At 60.2% G+C, this 21076-nt stretch carries 16 protein-coding genes and 2 pseudogenes; 8 read left to right on the top strand and 10 right to left on the bottom strand.

All coding sequences use genetic code 11. The annotated features are described in order from the left end of the window. Positions 1–51 precede the first annotated feature (51 nt). Positions 52–765, top strand: a complete 714-nt coding sequence (locus ASC75_RS06690) for an IS6-like element ISRsp9 family transposase (RefSeq protein WP_055971970.1) — start codon at positions 52–54, stop codon at positions 763–765. Between the two features lie 247 nt (positions 766–1012). Then, on the top strand, positions 1013–1480 hold the full coding sequence (locus ASC75_RS06685; RefSeq protein WP_055971967.1) for a pyridoxamine 5'-phosphate oxidase family protein: 468 nt from the start codon (positions 1013–1015) through the stop codon (positions 1478–1480). Positions 1481–1508: 28 nt separating this feature from the next. On the opposite strand, the gene ASC75_RS06680 is transcribed toward ASC75_RS06685, so the two are convergent. Then, the gene (locus tag ASC75_RS06680) at positions 1509–3350 is read right to left on the bottom strand and encodes a heavy metal translocating P-type ATPase (protein ID WP_328595304.1); all 1842 of its coding nucleotides are present in this window, start codon (positions 3348–3350) and stop codon (positions 1509–1511) included. A gap of 156 nt (positions 3351–3506) precedes the next feature. On the opposite strand from ASC75_RS06680, the gene ASC75_RS06675 reads away from it, so the two are divergent. Continuing rightward, a complete protein-coding gene (locus tag ASC75_RS06675; protein WP_055971961.1) occupies positions 3507–4757 on the top strand; it encodes a DUF4010 domain-containing protein in 1251 nt (416 codons plus the stop codon). 44 nt (positions 4758–4801) lie between these two features. Here the strand turns inward: ASC75_RS06675 and ASC75_RS06670 are convergent, their stop codons facing one another. The 3 genes from ASC75_RS06670 to ASC75_RS06660 form a co-directional block, all read right to left on the bottom strand. Continuing rightward, complete coding sequence (locus ASC75_RS06670) at positions 4802–5302, bottom strand: cytochrome b/b6 domain-containing protein (protein ID WP_055971958.1); 501 nt, start codon at positions 5300–5302, stop codon at positions 4802–4804. Positions 5303–5349: 47 nt separating this feature from the next. Further along, positions 5350–5775, bottom strand: coding sequence for a sulfocyanin-like copper-binding protein (locus ASC75_RS06665; RefSeq protein ID WP_055971955.1), 426 nt, complete (start codon positions 5773–5775; stop codon positions 5350–5352). A 134-nt stretch (positions 5776–5909) separates the two neighbouring features. Further along, the gene (locus ASC75_RS06660) at positions 5910–6740 is read right to left on the bottom strand and encodes a universal stress protein (protein WP_055971951.1); all 831 of its coding nucleotides are present in this window, start codon (positions 6738–6740) and stop codon (positions 5910–5912) included. Positions 6741–6920: 180 nt separating this feature from the next. Between ASC75_RS06660 and ASC75_RS06655 the strand changes: the two genes are divergently transcribed. Continuing rightward, complete coding sequence (locus tag ASC75_RS06655) at positions 6921–7745, top strand: universal stress protein (RefSeq protein ID WP_055972031.1); 825 nt, start codon at positions 6921–6923, stop codon at positions 7743–7745. A 94-nt stretch (positions 7746–7839) separates the two neighbouring features. After that, positions 7840–8678: pseudogene (locus ASC75_RS25230) on the top strand (helix-turn-helix domain-containing protein); the annotation flags it as partial. 135 nt (positions 8679–8813) lie between these two features. Here the strand turns inward: ASC75_RS25230 and ASC75_RS06640 are convergent. Together ASC75_RS06640 and ASC75_RS25225 are read right to left on the bottom strand one after the other, a co-directional pair. Beyond that, positions 8814–10133: an alpha-hydroxy acid oxidase gene (locus tag ASC75_RS06640; RefSeq protein ID WP_082496422.1), complete on the bottom strand. Its 1320-nt coding sequence runs from the start codon at positions 10131–10133 to the stop codon at positions 8814–8816. 175 nt (positions 10134–10308) lie between these two features. Further along, the coding region (locus tag ASC75_RS25225; RefSeq protein ID WP_210168383.1) for an IS6 family transposase at positions 10309–10711 on the bottom strand (403 nt) is incomplete at its 3' end. Between the two features lie 190 nt (positions 10712–10901). Here ASC75_RS25225 and ASC75_RS06630 point away from each other — a divergent pair. Then, a pseudogene (locus tag ASC75_RS06630) lies at positions 10902–12329 on the top strand (IS481 family transposase); the annotation flags it as partial. Then, positions 12326–13306 carry an AAA family ATPase gene (locus tag ASC75_RS06625; RefSeq protein ID WP_003501092.1) on the top strand — a complete coding sequence of 327 codons (981 nt, stop codon included), beginning with the start codon at positions 12326–12328 and terminating at the stop codon, positions 13304–13306. The pseudogene ASC75_RS06630 and the gene ASC75_RS06625, both read left to right, overlap by 4 nt. Positions 13307–13486: 180 nt before the next feature. On the opposite strand, the gene ASC75_RS06620 is transcribed toward ASC75_RS06625, so the two are convergent. The 4 genes from ASC75_RS06620 to ASC75_RS06610 all read right to left on the bottom strand — a co-directional run bounded on the left by ASC75_RS06620 (position 13487) and on the right by ASC75_RS06610 (position 19531). Then, entirely contained in the window at positions 13487–15874 is a 2388-nt protein-coding gene (locus tag ASC75_RS06620) for a DEAD/DEAH box helicase (protein WP_200943438.1), read from the bottom strand. Positions 15875–16017: 143 nt separating this feature from the next. After that, on the bottom strand, positions 16018–17076 hold the full coding sequence (locus tag ASC75_RS25220; protein WP_080692107.1) for a TniQ family protein: 1059 nt from the start codon (positions 17074–17076) through the stop codon (positions 16018–16020). Next, complete coding sequence (locus ASC75_RS06615) at positions 17076–17954, bottom strand: TniB family NTP-binding protein (protein WP_036588738.1); 879 nt, start codon at positions 17952–17954, stop codon at positions 17076–17078. Before ASC75_RS06615 ends, ASC75_RS25220 begins: the two co-directional genes overlap by 1 nt. A 2-nt stretch (positions 17955–17956) precedes the next feature. Next, on the bottom strand, positions 17957–19531 hold the full coding sequence (locus ASC75_RS06610) for a transposase family protein (RefSeq protein WP_244487771.1): 1575 nt from the start codon (positions 19529–19531) through the stop codon (positions 17957–17959). Between the two features lie 334 nt (positions 19532–19865). Here ASC75_RS06610 and ASC75_RS06605 point away from each other — a divergent pair, with 334 nt between their 5' ends. Then, a complete protein-coding gene (locus ASC75_RS06605) occupies positions 19866–21056 on the top strand; it encodes an SIR2 family protein (RefSeq protein WP_036588642.1) in 1191 nt (396 codons plus the stop codon). The last annotated feature ends 20 nt before the right edge of the window (positions 21057–21076 follow it).

Genomic DNA, 21076 nt, shown 5'->3' with positions numbered 1-21076 from the left:
GGAGGCGTCGCCTTAACCGGCTGGTGCGGATCGAGGCAATAGTCTATCGGCATGACTGACGATGCGTCCGCCCGATACAAACGCCACCGCTTTCCAGCCGAGATCATCGCGCATGCGGTATGGCTCTATTACCGGTTCCCGCTGAGCCTGCGCGATWTCGAAGACCTGCTTGCCGAGCGCGGCATTGCCGTCTCGTTTCAGACCGTCTCAGAATGGACGACTAAGTTTGGCCTGAAATTCGCCCACCAACTCAAGCGGCGGTCGATCGGCAACTTCGCAGACAAATGGCATCTCGATGAGATGGTCGTATCGATCAAGGGCAAGAAATACTGGCTGTGGCGCGCCGTCGATGCCAACGGCTACGTTCTCGATGCTCTGCTGCAAAGCCGCAGAAACAAGGGAGCCGCTCTTCGGCTGATGCGCAAATTGTTGAAGAGCCAAGGTGTTGCGCCGCGCGTGATGGTGACAGACAAGCTGCGTTCTTATTCCGCCGCAAAGCGAGAGATCATGCTGGGGATCGAACACCGTTCGCACAAAGGGCTCAACAACCTCGCAGAAAATTCTCACCTTCCCGTTCGACGACGAGAGCGACGCATGATGCGGTTCAAGTCGGCAGGTCAATGCCAACGTTTCGTCTCAACCCACGGCCAAATTGCCAATCTTTTCCAACTTCATCGAAAACACCTGAATGCCGCTGATCATCGCCCACTCCGCGCCCTCGCCAGCGCCACCTGGCGTGAGATCGCGTTGCCGATCCAAGCCTGAAATTCAGGACAAAGAAATGATTGCGTCCTACGTCAGGTTAAGGCGACGCCACCNGCCAGCGCCACCTGGCGTGAGATCGCGTTGCCGATCCAAGCCTGAAATTCAGGACAAAGAAATGATTGCGTCCTACGTCAGGTTAAGGCGACGCCACCAGGGCTACTGTTCATTTGCTTTGCGTCAATGTTCCGGGAGCCGAATTGGAAGAAAATGACATCAATCCGCGCACGGATCGAAGGAGGAACTGCCGATGATGATCCGCGAAATGACCCATAACGAATGCGCAGCGACGATTGCGGCTCAGCGGCTGGCGCGACTGGCTTGCGCCGAAAACGACAGTCCTTACGTCGTCCCGATTTGCTATGCCTATTCGGCAAGCCGGCTTTTTGCATTCTCGACGCCCGGCAAGAAGCTTGACATCCTGCGCGCCAATCCTCGCGCATGTCTGCTCGTCGACGCTTTGGAAACGCGGCATAAATGGAAGAGTGTCATCGTTGACGCACTGTTTCATGAGCTTGCCGATACCGAAGAACTGCACGAGGAGCGCCTAAAAGCCTGGGCTCTCCTCGCAAAGGATTTCGACTGGTGGGAGCCAGGCGCACTCAAGCCTCAGCCGCAACCCGTCGTGACCACCTCGCCCCACGTCTTCTTCGAACTCGAAATCCTCGCGATGAGCGGGCGGGACGCGGTGAGCGAAACAAGTGAAATGTCGCACTGAGAACTCCAGCGGGGTTTTCAGCCTCACATCATCGAAGAGCCCTGAGAGCATTGAGGATCACGGCCACGTCGATTGCCTCCTGGAGGATCGCACCTTCGACAGGCTGGAGATATCCGCATGCCGCGGCAACCATCGCCCCGACCGAAAGCGTCAGTCCCACCGACACACTCTGCAACGCGATCCGACGGCTTCGGCGTGCAATCGCAATTGCCTTGGCCAGCGGCGCAAGCTCGTCGACAAGGAGCACGACACCAGCGGCCTCCGACGATGAGGCCGTGCCACGCGCGCCCATGGCGACACCGATATCGGCCGCCGCGAGTGCGGGCGCATCGTTGACGCCATCGCCCACCATCATCACCGGGCCATTGCCGGTCTCCTTCCTGACGGCCGCGACCTTGGCTTCCGGCGTCAGGTCGCCGAGGACGCTGTCCATGCCAAGCACCCGACCCACGGACTCGGCGATCTCCTTGCGATCGCCGGAAGCCAGCACGAGCTTTCGAACACCGGCGGCGCGGAGTTCATCGAGAACCGGCAGCGCATCCATGCGGACCTGATCCTTCAGAACGATCATCCCCGCGAGCACTCCATCGATGGCGACGGCCACAGTCATCGAGGCGCGCATTTCGGGTGCGATCAATTCATGCGGATCGTCGCAGCCCGACGTGCGCTGCACGAAAGCGCTCCCGCCGACAACAATCCGGCTTCCATCGACATAGCCTTCGATGCCAGTGCCGGGCACTTCCCGCACAGCCTCTGGCCTCGAAAGAGACAGGCCCCTTTCGGCGGCCGCACGGACCAGCGCAGCGGCGACGACATGGCCGGAAGCCTGATCGAGGCTTGCTGCCGCCTTCAGCACGGCCTCCGACGTAAAGGGCGGCATCGTCCTGATATCGACCACCGCCGCCTGGCCATGGGTGAGCGTGCCGGTTTTGTCGAGAACCGCCGTCTGCACGCGCGCCAGCATTTCAAGCATGCCGCCGTTCTTCACGAGAACGCCGATACCCGCGGCCTTCGACATGCCGGAAATGATGGCGACGGGTACGGCAAGGATCAGGGGACAGGGCGTCGCGACAACAAGGACGGCGAGCGCGCGGATCGGATCCTGCGAAAAGTACCAGGCGGCGCCCGCAATGATAAGGGTCAGGACCAGGAAGCCCATCGCGAAACGGTCGGCCATGCGCACCATGGGCGCCTTGCTCGCCTGCGCGGCCTCGACCAGCCGGACGATCCCGGCATAAGTGCTTTCGGCCGCCGTCCGGTTGGCGACCAGATCGAAGGCCGCGCCCACGCAGGTCGAGCCGCTGAGCACCTCGGTTCCAGGTGGAGCGGGCTGCGGCAAAGGCTCTCCCGTCAAGGCCGCCATGTCCAGTGCGGCGCCGTCGCCGGAAACGATCCCGTCCACCGGCAGCACCTCGCCCTGTCGGATCAGCAGCCGGTCGCCTGACTGTACCTGAGAGATCGCGACCTCCTCGAGCCCGGAAGGACCGTATCGCATCGCAAAATGCGAGACACGCCCCATCAGGGCCGTCATCTCCCGACGCGCGCGCCCTTCCGCAAACGATTCCAGCAACTGGCCGCCCGCATACATCAAGCCGACGACGTTCCCGGCAAGCGGCTCGCCGAATACGATTGCCGCAGACATGGAAAGCGCCGCAACGATATCGAGCCCGACATCGCCCCGGCGCAATGCACTGAAAACCTGGAGGAGCAGACTCGTAAGGACGGCCAGCGTCGCGGCGCTCCAGACAAGATGCGCGTAGCGAGCGGCCTGCCACGACAAGACCAACCCGATCGCCAACCCACCGGCGGCGATGGCGACAAGGATCATGCTCGAATGTCGTTGCCAGAGGCCGTTGTCGGTTTGGGACACGTTCACTGCTCCTGTCCGCAGAATGCAAAGAGAGTAAGCCCAACCATGGGTGCTGTCGCCTTGCGCAAGATCAATTCCGGCAACGGCGATTTCTCTACAATGCAATAAGCGACCACCGCGACTTGGCCGGCTGGTTCATTCTCGGTGGCTCTGCAAATGGATGCGCTCATAGCCAGATTGGGTCTTGCGCTGTCGATCGGTCTTCTGGTCGGGCTCGAACGGGGCTGGCAGGAGCGGGAGGCTCCCGAGGGCAGCAGAACCGCCGGCATGCGCACGCTCGGGATATCGGGACTGCTTGGCGGCGTGCTGGCGGCCCTCGCCCAGACCCTGAACTCTCCGATGGTGTTTGCAATCGGCTTCCTGGGCCTCGCCGTGACGCTGGGCGTGTTCAAGCTGCGCGAGGCGCGTTCAGATTCGGATTATAGTGTTACCACCGTCATGGCGGGCCTGGGCGTTCTGTCGCTCGGCGGCCTGGCGGTTACCGGCGATGCGCAAGCAGCAGCAGCAGGCGGCGCCGCCCTTGCGGCCACGCTTGCAAGTCGGAACGTCCTGCATGGCTTCCTGAAGCGCCTGACCTGGATGGAACTGCGCTCTGCGTTGATGCTTGCCGTCATGACGGCGGTGATCCTGCCGATCCTGCCGGACGAGACCATCGACCCATGGGGAGGGCTTAATCCTTGGAAGGTGTGGTTCTTCACCGTTCTAACCGCAAGCCTTTCGTTCCTCGGCTACATTGCCGTCAGGATCTTCGGAGCGAGCAAGGGCGTCGTGCTAAGCGCGATTGCCGGCTCCCTCGTCTCGTCCACCGCCGTCACCATGGTTCTGGCGCGCACCGCGAAACGCTCCGCCGACCCGCTTCCGCTTGCCGGCGCTGCGGCGCTTGGCGCAGCGGTGTCCATCCTGCGCGTGATGGGCCTGATCCTGCTGATCGATCCGGCAGCGATTGTTGCCATCGGCCCGGCCGCAGCCACGGCGGCGAGCGTATTCGCCGGGTCTGCGCTCGCAATTTTCTATTGGCGGCAGGCCAAGCCCTTCGCGGACGTACCGGCCAGCAATCCCTTCGAGATCGGTCCGCTTCTGATCTTCGCGACGATTTTCGCGGCAGCTGCCATCGCAAGCGCTCTTCTCGTCTCGCGCTTCGGCAGTTCCGGGCTTTTGGCCACAAGCGCATTGACAGGCACGGTTGATGTCGATGTCGCCGTGCTGGCTGCTCTGCAAGTGGGCCGGAACATGCCGCTCAACGTAATTGGAGAGGCAATCCTTATCGCCATGGCAACGAATGCCCTATGCCGTGCAGGCATCGCAACCGTCCTCGGACCATCGACCTTCAGCAAACCGTTTGCCGCCCTCACGATCACCGCCGGCGCGGCAGCGTTCGCCGCTCACACCATCATCGCCGGCATGTAACAAACGCGCTTCACGCCGTCGCCGCCGAACACAGGAAAGGACGATCAGCCAATCGTCATCCGCCGAAGCACATTCGTTTTCCAATAGAACTGATGCGCCAGCGCGCCGAGGACATGAAGGCCGACAACAGCCCACAGAGCGGCCTTGAGAACATCGGCATGAAGGTCGCCCGCGCCCTCGAATCCGAGGTAGTAGGCAGCGGCGCCGGTAACCGGCATTGCGATCAGAAGAAGGTAAAGGGTCCATTCGGAAACCTTCGCAACCAACTTGAACATCTGTGGTTCCTCGGATGGCGCAATCGGTACGCCCTGGATCTGCCGGAGCAAAAGGCGAGCCGCCACGAGAACGAGCATCGCAATGCCGGCATAGGCATGGATGTTGGCGCTTGCCACCTGTTCGGCGCTCGCCGCACCGGTTTGTTTGATGCTCCGGTTCCACGCATTCATGCCGTCCGGGAATAGAAGGTTGAAGAAGACGAGCCCCGCTGTGAGCCAGTGCAAGACGCGCTGCGGAAGGGAAAACGAGAGCGATGCGGCCTTAGCCATGGACGTGGTTCGCCTTCTTTCGTGTGATGGAATCCAGGAGGATGCGGTTACTTCGTTACCGTCAGCATGGCGTGCATTCCCGCCTCGTAGTGACCCTTGATGTTGCAGAGCAGGAGATAGGAACCCGGGGCGAGTTTCGCCTTCAGCTGCCCGTCCGCGCCGGGCTTCAGGTCCGATACTTCGCCGAGACTTTTCAATTGCTTCTCATCCACCCGATGTTTGGAGGCAATCACATCGATCTTCTGATCGGCCGACTTCAGCTTGACCAGGACCATTTCGTGCTCCTCGGTCACCGCCTCGTTGTGCACCACGAACGTCGTTTCTCCAGCCGTTATCGTGGAGTGGTCGAGTGTGAGCGTCATCGGACCGCCGCCTTCGCCACCTTCTATGACCTTGACGGTGTTCGCGGCCCATGCAGGCGAGGTGATTGCGACGACAGCGAGCGCGGTGAGGATATTGCGACGGATATTCATGTCAGCTTCCTTTTGGCTGGAACTCCATCGGGGATTAGGAAGTCATGCTGACAGGCGCCTGAACGATAACGGGAGACGCTAGTGAACCGGGATGAGCGTCCCATTGCAAAATGATCATTGGGACGCTCAGTCTCTTACCGCACCATGAAGACCGGCACGTCGCACGTCTCCAGGATCGACGCGGTGACGCCCCCGAAAACGCGCTCGCGCAGCCGCGAATGGCCATAGGCCCCCATGACGATCATGTCGCAGCCGAGTTCGAGCGCATGCTGGCGAATGACGTCTTCCGTCGGCCGCTGGCCGCTCGCGATCTGCTCAACCACGACCTTTGCGCCATGGCGCGACAGGAAGGCCGCCATGTCGGCGCCCGGCTCTCCACCATTCTCGAAGTACGACGAATCCGGATCGACGACGACGAGGCGGACAGTATCGGCGCCTTTCAGCATCTCGATAGCCGCCTTTGCGGCGCTGGCCGCTTGGGGACGCGAATTCCAAGCCAGAAGGACATTTTTCGGCTTCAAGGTGGCACGACCTGTTTTCGGCACCAAGAGCAGAGGCGTGCCGGCATTGAACGCTGTCGCCGCGATCGCAGCCTTGCGAAGCTCGGTGTCTGAGCGGACACCTTCACCGGCGACGACCACGTCGGCATACATCGCGCGGGCGCCGATGTTGCTTTCGATGATGAAGCGGTCATCGTAGATATGGTCGACATCGAACGATACGCCACCTTTCCTGCACCGCTCGTCGGCGATGCGCCGGGCATCGACCACCTCGTCGATTTCCCGTTGGCGCTCATTCAGCCAGGCGGCCGCGGCCGGGTAGTCGGCCCCGAACGGCGATATCGCGGTTCTCAGCGCGATAACGGAAAGATGCGCGTCGATTTCTGCTGCCAGTGCTACGGCCTTGTCGATATCTGCCTCGGTGTTTGTCGTGCCGATGAGCGAGAGTATGGTCTTGAACGACATTTCTGAGCTCCTTCATGAGAGTGGTCATGCGTTGAAGGAAAGCTTGCTCCCGGCACCTGCATGCCGCGATGATCTGCGTCAAAAGAGGATCCTGAACTGGCCCGTTTGACTGGTGTCAACGCGCATTGCCCACCGGACATTAGTCTCATGGTATTCCAACCGTCCGCGGAGGTGAGAGCCGTGAGCTATCGTACCATTCTCCTGAACCTGGACATCGATCGACCAGTCAAGCCGATCACAAATGCTGCGGTCGACCTGGCATCGCAAGTAGGTGCGCGGGTGATTGGTCTGTGTGCCGCCCAGCCCCTCCTTTCTCCGTTCGCCATGCAAGCGACTAGCTCCGCGGCAACGATCGCCATGCAGCAAATGTACAGGGAGCTTGAAGACCGCCTGGAGCAGGTCCATCAAGAGTTACGTGCCACGGCGGCCGGTAGGGTCGAACTCGAATGGCGTGCGGAGATGAGCGCGCCCACCGAGGCAATTGTTGAAGCTGCCCGCGCCGCCGACCTGATTTTCATGACTGCAGCTGAAGGTGCGCATTCAGGGGATTCATATAGAACTGCTGACCCAGCCGGTGTCACATTGCGCGCTGGCCGTCCTGTACTCGTAGCGGGTAGCGCCGCAGAACCGATAGCGTCAGGCAAGATTGTGGTCTGCTGGAAGGACACACGCGAGGCGCGGCGTGCCGTTGCTGATGCCATTCCTTTGCTGTCCTTGGCCAAGGACGTGACCGTCGTTTCGGTCAGCTCCGAACCTGACACTTTGCTGCGAAAGAGCAATGCGGACGTTGTCTCGTACCTCACCTACCACAACGTGAGAGCCAGATCCCATATCTCCAAAAGCGCGGATGAGACGATTGGCCTGTTGCAGTTTATCGATCAGAGCAGTGCGGATCTCATAGTGTCGGGCGCATATGGACATAGTCGCCTGAGAGAGTTGGTATTTGGCGGGATCACCCGCTTTCTTCTCGATGAAAGCCGGCGGAATCGATTCATGTCGAGCTAGAAGGCTGTTCCGGATCAGCGCCTTTGAGACAGAAGTGGCTTAATCGAGAAGAGAGGATTTTCGGCTCATCGTAGCTCATTCAAAGGAAGCGAAGATGAGACAAAAATCCGGGCCGCAGAAGCCGGCGGCCGAACAGGTCATCAAGGACATCCGCCGCGCCACGCGCAAGCACCACTCGGCAGAGGATAAAATCCGCATCGTGCTGGACGGTCTGCGCGGTGAGGACAGCATTGCCGCGATCTGCCGCCGCGAGGGGATCGCCGAGAGCCTCTACTATAGCTGGTCGAAGGAATTTCTCGAAGCGGGCAAGAAGCGGCTCGCAGGGGACACCGCCCGCTCGGCGACCAGCGACGAGGTGAAGGCACTGCGCCGGGAGAGCCGCGACCTGAAGGAGGCGCTGGCCGATCTCACCCTGGAAAACCGCATGCTCAAAAAAAGCATGATCGGGGATGGGGGCGACGAAGAATGAGATATCCCGCCGCCGAGAAGCTTGAGATCATCCGGCTCGTCGAGCAGTCGCATCTGCCCGCCAGGCAGACCCTCGACAAGCTGTGCATTCCACGGCCGACCTTCTACCGTTGGTATGATCGTTTCGTGACCCACGGCGTCGAAGGCCTGGAGGACCGGACGTCCGCACCGTCACGGGTCTGGAATCGCATTCCCGATGACATCCGGGACCGCATCATCACCATGGCGCTGGACCATGCCGATCTGTCGCCGCGCGAGCTGGCGGTGAAGTTCACCGACACGGAAAGCTATTTCGTGTCAGAGGCTTCGGTCTATCGCCTGCTCAAGACGCATGACCTGATCACGTCGCCAGCCTACATCGTCATCAAGGCCAGCGACGAATTCAAGGACAAGACCACCCGCCCGAACGAGATGTGGCAGACCGACTTCACCTATCTGAAGGTCATCGGCTGGTGCAATCTCGCACCTTCCTTACACGCTCGTCGTCGTCATCTTCGTCCAGCAGAACGAGCTCCAGACCAGGAGGCAGCAAGTGCCGCATGAGGTGATAGATCGCTGACGTGCCCCGACTATTGTAAAAGACTTTGATTGCCGAGAGGGTCATATCGATCCGCTTCCGATGGAACTACGGCGGCCAGCGACCCCGCAATCGGTGTTGTCACCGCCCCCGTGAGCCTCCCTGCAGACGGCGAGAAAGTTCTTTGTGAACAGCATCTCGGAACCCATTTCCTCCAGGCTGCGCAGACCAAGCATGCCTAGATCCGCCCGAAGCTGGCCGCGGAGAAGATCAATGACGTGGTCAACTCCTGCCTCACCTGCCAGAGCCGAAGCATAGTTGAAGGGGCGGCCGATGAACGCGAACTGCGCCCCAAGGCCAAATGCCTTTAATATGTCGGTGCCCCTGCGAAAGCCACTGTCGATCATCACTGCCATTTCGCCAGCCTGTTCAACCGCCGCTTGAAGCGCTCGCATTGGGGAAACAGCGCCGTCCAACTGGCGGCCACCGTGATTAGACACGATCACTCCGTCCGCCCCTATCTCGCGGGCAATCCTTACATCGTCGGCCCGGAGCAGTCCCTTGATGACCAGCCGGCCCTTCCATCGGGAGCGCACGAAACGCACATTTTCCCAGCTTAGGAACTCTCGGCCGGAGAAATCGCGGACGGCGCGGCGCGACAGGAGGGGGGCACCGCGATCCGGCCCGGCATTCTCAAAATGAGGAATTCCGTGCCGTAGAAATGTGCGAAGGAAGGTTCCAAGTGACCATGATGGATGGGTGAGGCCGTCCCAAATCAATTTGAGATCCGGCCTTATTGGAGATCTGTAGCCGTTGCGAAGATTATTTTCGCGGCTCGGTACAACGGCGCTATCAACCGTGATTACAAATGTGTCGATACCTGCCTGCTTTACACGATCCATCATCGCGGCGGTCTCAGGTCGATCAGCAGAGAGATAGGCTTGGTACCAAACTCCGCGGCCAGCAGTCGCGATTTCCTCTAGCCTGATCAGGGACGCAGCGCTGATAATCATCGGGATTCCGGCTTTGGCGGCGCTTCGTGCGAGAACGAGATCTCCGCGATAACCGGTGAGACCGCACACCCCCATCGGGGCGATGCCGAACGGTAGCGAATGGCTGCTTCCCATCAAGTTGCAGTCCAGGGTACGCTCCGAAACATCGACCAAGGCACGCGGGAGAAACTGGATCTCGTCAAAAACACGTCGGTTGTCGGACAGTGACGCATTGGTCTCCGAGGCGCCGGCGACATATCCGAAGATCGGCCGCGGGAGCAGACGGCGAGCTTCCGGTTCCAGGTCCTCGAGGGCGAAGATCCTTCGCAGGCGCCTGGGGAGGCGTTGCTCTTCAGCTGCTGGACGGCTTGCGAGGGTTGCTCCCTTTTTTTGGTCCAGATTTTCACCCATTCTGCTTTTCCTGTGCACTCTCGGCAGCGGCCGCGTAGTCAAAAGACCCGGCGCAGTCTGCGTCCAACTGGTAGTCGGCCCTTCAGTAGCTTTCGCATCAACCGAAGGGCCGCCTTCTTGTTCCGGCGGCTCTGGATCAGGGCATCGAGAACATAACCATCGGCATCGACGGCGNGGCCCTTCAGTAGCTTTCGCATCAACCGAAGGGCCGCCTTCTTGTTCCGGCGGCTCTGGATCAGGGCATCGAGAACATAACCATCGGCATCGACGGCGCGCCACAGCCAGTATTTCTTGCCCTTGATAGCAACGATCATTTCGTCGAGATGCCATTTGTCGGCAAAACTTCCCCTGGAACGCACCCGGATGGAACGGGCATATTCTCGGCCGAATTTGGCAGCCCATTCCGCGACAGTCTGGAACGAAACTTCAATGCCGCGCTCGGCCAGCAAATCTTCTACATGACGCAGGCTCAGCGGAAAGCGGAAGTAGAGCCACACCGCATGCGCTATGATCTCAGCGGGAAAACGATGACGCTTATAGCGGGGCGTCGTAACATCGGGCGGCGGGTTCGGGCTCATGCCGCTAAATACCGCCGCACATGTTAAGGCGACGCTACCCTACAGAGTGCGGGCTGATCTGGCAATCCAAGNGGAAAACGATGACGCTTATAGCGGGGCGTCGTAACATCGGGCGGCGGGTTCGGGCTCATGCCGCTAAATACCGCCGCACATGTTAAGGCGACGCTACCCCCGGATCGCCCCGCAGCCGGAGATGGAAACCTATGCCGAAATCATCGCGGCCCTGAAGATCAGAACGGCGAACCGGAAGGGGCGGCATATCTCCACGGCGCGCGCCATCAAGCTGCTTGAGGAAGACGGCGTGGTGACGCCCGATGGCCTGGTCCGTGCACCGCCCGGCATCTTGAAACGCGCAACGGTCGATCGGCTGCTGCGTGTTTCCGGCCTGGATTATGCGCGCGTCACCCGCCCGGTGGCTGCCGTCCGATTCCAGGCGCGGCGTTCCAACGAACTCTGGCACTTCGACATGAGCCCGTCCGACCTGAAGCAGGTGGAAGCGCCGCTTTGGGTCGAGGAAGGGCGCGGCCGGCCGACGCTGATGCTGTTCTCCGTGGTCGATGATCGCTCCGGCGCGAGCTATCAGGAATACCGCTCCGTCTACGGCGAGGACGCGGAGTCCGCCTTGCGCTTTCTCTACAATGCCTTCGCCGCCAAGCCTGAACCGGAACTGCCGCTTCAGGGGATTCCAACGACCATCCATATGGATAACGGGCCGGTGAGCCGCTCGCGCGTTTTCCAGTCCGTCATGGGTAGCCTTGGTGTCCGGGTTCTCACGCATATGCCCCCGTCGGACAGCGAGCGGCGCACGCCGGCGCGAGCGAAAGGCAAGGTCGAGCGGCCGTTTCGCACGATCAAGGAAGTGCACGAGACCCTCTATCATTTCCACAAGCCGAAGGACGAAGAGGAAGCCAACCTTTGGCTCAGGCGCGCCTTGGTCACCTACAATAACGGCGACCATCGCACAGAGTCTCATGCACGCATCGAGGATTGGCTGCGGCATCTTCCTCCTGACGGGGTGCGGGCGATGTGCTCCTGGGAGCGGTTCTGCGCCTTTGCGCGCGAACCGGAACGACGGACGGTTGCTGGAGACGCGACCGTATCGGTCGAAGGCGCATCCTATGAGGTCGAGCCCGAACTTGCCGGCGAAACGGTGACCTTGCTCTGGGGCCTGTTCGATCAGGAACTGTTCGTCGAGCATGAGGGCAAGCGCTTCGGTCCATTCCAACCTTCGCGCGGGGCGGTTCCCCTCTTTCGCTATCGCAAATACCAGAAGAGCAAGCTCGAAGAGCGGCTCGACAAGGTGGTGCGCCTGGCAGACCAACTTGGGCTCCCCCGCGCCGCGGTCACCGGCGGGGATCGTCCATTGCCTTCGCTGCCCCCGACCACGGCTGGGCTGAGTGTACGGCGGACACCGTTTCCGGAACCCGCAATAGAGACCGCTTATCCAAATGGCCTCGCAGCCCGTGGGGCCATCGCCGACCAGCTCGGCCGGCCGATCGGCGCGATGAATGCCGGTGACCGCGCCTTCATCAATGAACTGCTTGGAGAAACACTCGACAAAAAGATGATCGCGGCCCGTATCCGCGAACGCTTCCAGGCGCGAAGAAAGGAAGAATGATGCTCGCTGACGTTCAATCCAGTTACGGCCTCGACCGGCCTTTCCAAGGGGCCGGCAACTTTGAGACCGAGCATCAGCGCACGATCATCCGCGAGGTGTGTGCGGCCGTCCAGACCGGTCGGCTTGTCGTGGTCTCCGGCCTGGTCGGTTCGGGGAAAACCCACCTTTTGCGCCGCATCGAGGCCGAACTCACCAAAGCCGGCAAGGTCGCACTCGCCAAATCGCTGGCGGTCGACAAGCGGCGCACTTCGCTGCCATCGCTCATTGAAGCCCTGTTCTACGACTTGTCTCCCGGCGATCGTGCGCAGGTCAAGATCCCCAAGCAGGCCGAGCGCCGGGAGCGCGACCTGCGCGACATCATGAAAAAAGGCAAACGGCCGATCGTCCTCGTGGTCGACGAGGCCCATGACCTGCACCACAAGACCTTAACCGGCCTGAAGCGACTGATGGAGGTGGTCGCCGACGCCGGCGTGCTCCTTTCCGTACTTCTTGTCGGGCATCCCCGGTTGCGCAATGATCTGCGCCGGCCGCAAATGGAGGAGATTGGCTACCGCACGACCATTTTTGACTACGAGGGGATCGGCTCCGCGCGCCGCGACTATGTTGCCTGGCTGCTTGGCGCCTGTGCGGCCGAAGGCGTAAAGGTTGGCGAACTCCTCGAGGAAGAAGCCATCGACCTCATCGCCGAACGTTTGCGCACGCCGCTTCAGATCGAGATGCATCTCACCCTCGCATTCGAGCAGGGCTTTCGCCTCGGCGCCAAGCCGGTTACCGCCGAAATCGTCGAGCAGGTCCTGTCCCGCGCCATCGACGATCTCGAACCGACGTTGACCCGAAATGGTTACGATGCGACGGCTCTGGTCACGCACCTCAATGCTCGGCCGTCGGATATCCGCGCCTTCCTGGCGGGCACCCTTGATCCCGAATATTCCCGTCAGCTGACCGAGCAACTACGACAGGCAGGCGTCCCGGTTTGACCATGCCGTNNAAAGAGCGTGAGCACGACGCCCGCTCCATTGTCAGATAATTCGAGCAGAAAATGCCGATGTTTGCGAGCAGAGGCGCTTATGTTGGCAAGCCGCTACAACTAGCTGTAAGCGCATTTGGTGGGCATGACGCACTGCCATGGCCGCTCCACTGACCTTAAGCCGCGCCAGCTACTCGATCACATAGCCGAGCGCCCGATAACCCACGCGTCGTTTCGCTGCCATCCGAGCCAGAACCGGAACGGTGTTATCGACATAGTCGACCACCAAAACGTCCCGCTTGCCATCATGCTGACGATGCAGACGGCCGACATACTGCGCCAGAGTTCCCTTCCAGGCGATCGGCATGGTCAGGAACAACGTGTCGAGCCGGGCGTCATCGAAGCCTTCCCCGATGTAGCGGCCTATCGCAAGTATCAGGCGCTCATCATCATCCGCGACATTCAAGGCCGTGTTGGCCTGCTTGCGATCCTTCGCCGACATGCCGCCGCGTAGCACCACCAGATTTTTCACGAACGGCGAGAACTTCTGCTGCAGATAGTCGAGGTGATCCTTACGCTCCGTCAGCAGGATGGGCGAACGTTTGGCCTCGAGGGATTTCAACACGTCATCGAATATCAGGTCATTTCGGCCTTGGTCCTGCGCAAGGGCCGCATAGATCGCTGGCATTGACGGGCGCTCTGCCGAGACGAGTGACGCTGGCAACTCAAACTTCGTCGAACGGTCGCGGGCACGGTGGCGAATACCACGCTCGGCAGCTTGAACTCTTGCATCGACCCGATGGCGAACGGGGCCGCATTGCATGAAGATGATCGGATGATGACCGTCCTTTCGGGCAACGGTGGCAGATAAGCCGACGACATATCGCGCCTTGGATCTGCGAGCGACAAGTTCAAAACTTGCAGCGGACAGATGGTGGCACTCGTCGACAATCAGATGACCGTAATTTCCCACGATGTCATCGACCTCGCCATTGCGAACCAGGCTTTGGATCAGCGCCACATCAACGATCCCTGTCGGCTTCCTTTTCCCGCCACCGATGATGCCGATCTGCTTTGGGTCGATGCTCAGGAAGGAACTCAGACGCTCTACCCATTGGGTGAGAAGCTCTCTGCGGTGAACAAGAACCAGCGTGTTGCGGCTCCGATGCGCTATGAGTGCAGCTGCGACAACTGTCTTACCGAAGGCAGTCGTGGCTGCGAGCACGCCGTTATCGTTGGCGACAAGGGCCTCAAAGGCTCGCGATTGTGGCCGTCGCAGTTCCCCTTGGAACGAGACGCCGGCGGGTAGAGCCTCTCCATCTTCGCGGAGATCCTCCAGAATGGCGCTCGCGCCATGGCTCCTGATCAGCTCTACAATTTCGTCGAAGCAGCCTCGTGGCAGCGCGACATGGCGTGGGTGAAGCTCGGCACAGGAGATGATCCGAGGCTTGCCGAATGTCGGCAATCGCATTGCTTGTGCACGATAGAATTCCGGGTTCTGGAATGCTGCCAGGCGCACGAACTGCGCAATCAGCGCGGACGGAAGCTCGGTCCTATCGATGTAAACCTGGTCGGCGATCACGACCTTGATGCTTTGCGGGATAGCAGCCTCAATTCGCCGCGGCTCGCTCCGACGTGACGGCAACATCTTCCACGGCTCATCGGCATGTTCGTCATCGACTGGCATCCGGACGCCCAAGACCCGCCCCGACAATTCGGCTTCGTCGGCGATCCTGAAGACTTCGTCCGCCGACAACCTGGGTAAAGACGACAGGTATGCCCACTGGTCATCGTAGGGTTGCAGGTCGCCATCGACAAAAACGCTGTTGCCATTTTCACGGGCTTTCCTTTGCAGGGGAAGCGCGATCAGATTACCGAAGCCGCCAATTGGCATCGTATCCTGATTGGGAAAGAAGCGATCATAAGATGTGAAGCCGATCTCAGGGCGGTTCTCCATCGTCTCTGTTATCAGCGCGGCCCCCAGTTGTCGGGCGATCTTCGCGGGAACGGGTTCTGAGAAGAATATCCAGACATGGCCGCCGTTTCCCGACCTCGACCGTTCGAGGGCTGCGGCAATTCCTTTTGCATGACAGGTTGCCAGCAACGCTCTGGTATCGTCCGCCCAGCTTTCCTTGTCGAAGTCAGCAGCAAGGAACCAGCATGTCTCATCTTGCAACAATGGATATACGCCAGCAACAAAGTCGCTTGAGCGGGCATCGCCGCCACGAAGGTGCTTTTCGATGATATCCTCGGAATACGGGATGAACGCCTGATGCGGGCAGTCCCCACATTTCACCTTCGGCTTGCCGCAGATTCCTTTCGCCCACTCGTTGGAACAGGATGGCGAATAGCCAGTGCGTCCATCCTTTCTATTTTCCCATCGTACCGGGAAGACGTCGGGGCGCCCGGCAAACAGCTGCCGGAATAACTCCACCTTCTCCCTCGACGGTGAGCTGTTGGTAACAGGGGCATCGACAGACGACGGCCGTTCAGGCGAGTAGCTATCGGATGTGACCTTTTTCTCCAGCGATTCTAACGTGCACACAAGCTCCAGACGCTCAGCATCGAGATCAGCCAAGCGTCGCCGAATCCGCGCAATCTCGTCAGAAGTGTCGTCCCAACCTGCCAACGCCGCAGTCCACTTCCCAAAGTCCTGTCATGCGTCAACATAGACCAAAGACAGCTCGCGCTTAAGTCCCACACCGCGCATCCGGACCACCACTAACCCCGCTTTCCGCCAGCTACTGGGTAATCGCCGGGCCGGTCGTGAGTTCGAGCCGACCGACGATGAGGACTTCTCCTGATACCCGCATAGGCACCCAATAATCCTGACATGTCTGCCGCCGGAGGAAGGCGTGCGATGGAAGGTTGCTGCCTACGGCGTTTGAGGGCATCCGCAAGCAGCGTGATCAAGGGAAGGTGACCACCCGCCGACAGGATGAGCCGTCGCCAATGGGTGATCACAACATCATCATCGACCGTCAACCAGTCACTGGGTCGCATTGCGAGCCGTTCGATGCAGCGAATTCGCGTCGACGTGGACAGGCTGGTCAGGGACGATGTCGCATAAATACCGGCAACACTTGGCATGCCAAGCAGGCGCCGAACGAGGGTAACGCTTGGCATCGAACCGGTTATCGCTTCCAGTCGGCAGATATCGTCGATGCAGCGGTCAAGCCGTTTTGCCTCTGGACCGACACCGACAATCGATGCCCGACGCAGGTCATAGCCGCAGCGGGCACAATGATGTTGCGGAACGAGTTCAGTCTGATCGAAACCCGCAACACGGCTGCGGCACGATGGGCATCGATCGCGCAACCCGCAACCATGTTTTGAACAGCAAGCTTTGGTTGCCAACCGCCATCGTCGCCGAAAATATGGCTGTGCATCCTCAGCCAGGCATCGAGAACAGAACTGCAGCCACCGCGAACTGTCGCGACGTCCGTTGTTTCGCAATGGCAGCAAGAGCGGCTTCAGCGGCGATCCAGTTAGCGACATCGCCGAGAGTTGGTCTTCCGAAATCCCGGTGTGGGCTTGGAGAAGGGTTGCAATGTCGGCCGGGAGCTTGAGGTCCAGGGCGGCCGACCACATCCCTGCATTAAGCCCGAGTACGCGGGCGAACGGTCGAGGCGCAATGCCGTTCGCAAATGCAAGTCGGTGCAGCCAGCTCGATAGCAATTCGTCGGCCTGCGGCGTGACGATGACGGGCCACTTTTCCGAAACGACATCGCGGTATCGCTCGCGGATGCCGATTGTCAGGCCGGGAGAATCGATGACCATCACAGAAGGCTCTGACGCAGAGGGGAGTTGCGCCGCTGTGAGATCGGCACATAGCGCAGCGCGTCGATGTTGGCTTTGCTGATGCGTTCGGTCCCGGATGTGATTGCCGCGATCGCCGCCTTCGCCACGATGGTGACGATTTCACCGATCAGGCCTTCCGACAGGCTGAATATTAGCCGGGCCAACGTTTCGGTCGACAGATCCGAGCTTTTGGCCAGCGGCAAAGCGGCTTCGAGACTGTCGAGCAGCATGAGATAGTTCTCGTCATATTGCCAACGTGGAACTGGGACAAGGTCAAAGCGGCTTGCCATCTCGCTGGTCGCATTGATGAAATCGCAGACGGCCACCTCACCGATTAGCACCGGTGAGATGTCGTATTGACGCCCGATCCGCCGCAGGAAGGCAAAGACAGCTTCGACGTCGCGCGCACGGCCCCGCAACGCATTGTGAAATTCGTCGAAAATCAGCACCCTCGGTTTGAGGCTGAACAGCAAGTGGTCGAGTTGTTCGGTCTTGCGGCCGAGGTTCCACATATCGCCACCTGGAGCCCGCAGTGCCTGCAGAATACTGGCATAGAAATGGCCAAGGCCAGCGCCTTCGCGTGTCTGGGCTATCCATACCCTTTGATTGGGCGAGGTTCTCAGGTGTTCGACGGCGAACCGCTCGGCAATCATCGTCTTACCGTTGGCGTAGGGGCCGACCAACATCAGCCCCTGGGTTCGCAAAGACGGCGGCCGTAACAGAAGCTCGGCAAGTCGCCGATGGCTATCCTGGGCGGCATGATGCCCGATCCACCGTGGGGCACGGATGTAGGCGATCCTTTCCTCCTGATCACGATCAAGATACGGCCGGACATGCTCGAGCAAATGATCCACTATTGCTACCAATCCTCCACCGGCAACCGGCTCTTCTGACGCGTGGGATGCTCGGCGGGAGGAAGTGCCGGCTGCTGCATAATGGCATAAGGCTTTTCCGCCGCGGCGGCATGGGCCTTGCGGACAGCATCACGCAACTGACGCCTGGAGGGTTTCGCCGATTGCACAATGGCTGCAATCTCGCGGCGGAGCGCCACCTTCTCAGTGCTTGAGCGGTGGTTTGCCGCACGCCGACGGGTGCGTTCCGCCGCATGCTCCCACATCGTCACTGACGTCAGTTGGCCGTCGCGTCGCTCGACCGGCCGAAACTGTCGGTTTTCCGGGTCACGGATGTAAACATGGCTGATGTCACGGGGGTCGTATCGCACCTCAAGCCTTCCGAGCCGGTCACGCTCGGGAACGACGGCGCTCAGCCACGGTGAATAATAGTGCATGGCGAACATGTTGATCCCTTGCGGTGACAATTGCCTTTCCGTCCCCGGCAAGAACGACAACAACACGCGCTGCGGGTCATCGTCGAAATGAGGCAGGGCGGTTGCGTTGTGCTGCCATTCCGTCATGGGAACCTTCAGGGTCTTGGAATTTTCCTGCAGGTTGTGATCGATCACGGCCAGCGCAACGCAGCGCTCCAGATCGGCGAAGCTCAGGCAGGCGCGCCGCTCGGATGGATATTCGTCGCGGTGGGCCACCGAACGGCCCGAAGAGCCCGGGTAGGTGGCGAGGACCACGTTGAGCTTTCCCAGCAGCCGTTCAACCACGCCGCCTTGATGGACCCGGCCGCGATCGCGATATCGGATCCTGATCCCATAATCGTCACATCCTCGCTGGAAGGCGTGTCCCTTGAACTCCATTGCCGAGTCCGTGACGAGCAGCTGCGGTCGACCGAACATCGGCCAGGCGTGATTGAGATTGCGCGCTGCAAGCCATGTATCTTTCGGACACATGGCTTGGGCGAGACAAAGCGCAACGGATAGAGCCGACGGCTTTTCCAAGGTGAGGCAGAAGCCGAGAATGGATCGCGTCGCCACGTCGGTGATGACAGTCAAATAGGGTCGGCCGACGAACACACCGGCGCCATCGACCACCTCCACGAAATGGATGTCGGTCGGCGTATGGTCGATTTGGCAGACGGCGAGCGGGTGCGGCGCATGGATATAGCCGGGACGCGGCTTCAGCCGCAGCAAGTGCTTTGGATTGGCCGATCGCTTCTTCGCGATCTCTTCAGGCGAAAACAACATCGGGATGCGCCGAGCGACCGTCACATATGAGGGAACGGCAAGACCGGCTTCCTCGCAGCGCGCGCGGATCTCGTCGACCACGGGAGCAAGTGGGGTCGGCTCGAGCGTCAGCCACTTCTCGCGAAGTGTGGCGGCGATGATCGCCTCCACGTGTTCCGGCAGCCGCTTGCGCCGACTGGTCGCAGTGCGAGGAAGCAAGCTGGTCACTGTCCGATCGGCGCGATAGCGGGCGAGGAGATTGTAGATTTGCCGGGTGGTGAGCCGCAGTTCAGCCGCAGCGCGTTTGATGGCAGCCCGCCTTGGATTGCCGCCATCCAGGATTTTGTCCAGCTCGCGGGCCATTCGACGCGCCATCAACCAGTGCTCGTCCGAGACCGGGCGCGCCGCCGGCGAACTTCGATCGTGAAATCGCTTTGGCAAAGGGCCTCGCTGAAATCATTAGCGGAAAATCGTCGCCAGTTTAGCGCCAGAACCCAACTGGCGTATGACATTCCCCGGATTGAAATCTGGAAGTAAAAGCCACAGCGTCGCCTCGTTCGTCCACAGGATCTCGGTGTAACGCCTCTCGTGAAACCCCTTGGCGCTCAAAAATCTCCGATTAATTTCAATTAGCGTTCCGTGCAACTTTGATTATAGAAGCTGAGATTGCCTCGCTCGAATCAACGTATCTGTCCGTATGACCCCACCCATTGTTCTTGGCGCCGACCTCCCGCCACTCCCTCCGGAATTGCTCGTTGCCAGAGATCGTGGCGAGGTCCTTTTCATCGTTGGTGCTGGTGCATCTTACCCCCCGCCATCGTCACTTCCCGACTTCGGGGGTCTGGTTGCAGACATCTATGCGGAGATCGACCCCGCAATGAAGGCGCCTTTGGCGGAGCTTCGGAAGAAGACGGATCCGCCGAAGTGGCACGAGATCACTGGAATGTTAACGGACCAGCAGCGGACGGAGCTAAAATTCTTCGCGCAGAATGAATATGACGTGGTCCTCGGCATGCTGGAACGTCGGATCGATGGCGACCCAAGCAAAATGAGCACCCTGCGCCGCGCCGCACGGAAGGTCCTGGAGCGGACAGTCGAACCCAACCCTTTACACACGGCGCTAGTGCGCCTCGGGCAGAGGTACGGAGAAACCCTGCTCGTCACCACGAACTTCGACCGCCTCCTTAGCATCGCGGCAAAGCGCGAGAAGTATTCTGCCGACGCCTATGCTCTCGGTGAAATCCCAAATCCCAGCCGCAGCACGGAGTTTTCGGGAATACTGCACATACACGGCATGCTGCCGCTCAAATCTCAGCGTGGATCGGCTCTCATATTGACCGATCAGGATTTCGGCGACGCGTATTTGCGGCGGCATATCATCACGTCGTTCCTTTACGATGCAGCCCGCATTTTCCACTTGGTGCTGGTCGGTTACAGCGCCAATGACTCGCCAGTCCGGTACCTGCTCAACGCAATCGCTGCGGACGAGCGGCACTTCGTCGACCTGAAACCACGCTATGCATTCGTCGGTTGCGATCCGACGGATCAGCGGACGCCCGTCGAATGGAAGTCACGTGGGATTACACCGATCCCCTATGACAAAGCGGACAACCACAAAGCTCTTGGGGCAGTCCTGACCCGCTGGTCCGAGATTATCCCGGACAAACGGAACGCGTCCCGGATCCAGAAGCAATTAGTGGCGATCGCCAAACTTGATCCCGACGGCCCGGGTGGCCAAGCTGCGCAGTCGTTTATTCGCTACTACATTGGACGATCAAATCCGAGCGAACAGGCCGAACTCAGCAGGCTCCTCGCATCTAAGGATGCCTCGCCGAAATGGCTTGGCATCCTCAACCAGTTGGTCCGCGATTTAGCGCGAGGGCGATAGATGAGAACCGCGAGACTTAA

It is taken from the genome of Aminobacter sp. DSM 101952 (genome assembly GCF_001424795.1).
GTDB lineage: Bacteria > Pseudomonadota > Alphaproteobacteria > Rhizobiales > Rhizobiaceae > Aminobacter > Aminobacter aganoensis.
This window is presented reverse-complemented; position numbering and strand designations above follow the sequence as displayed.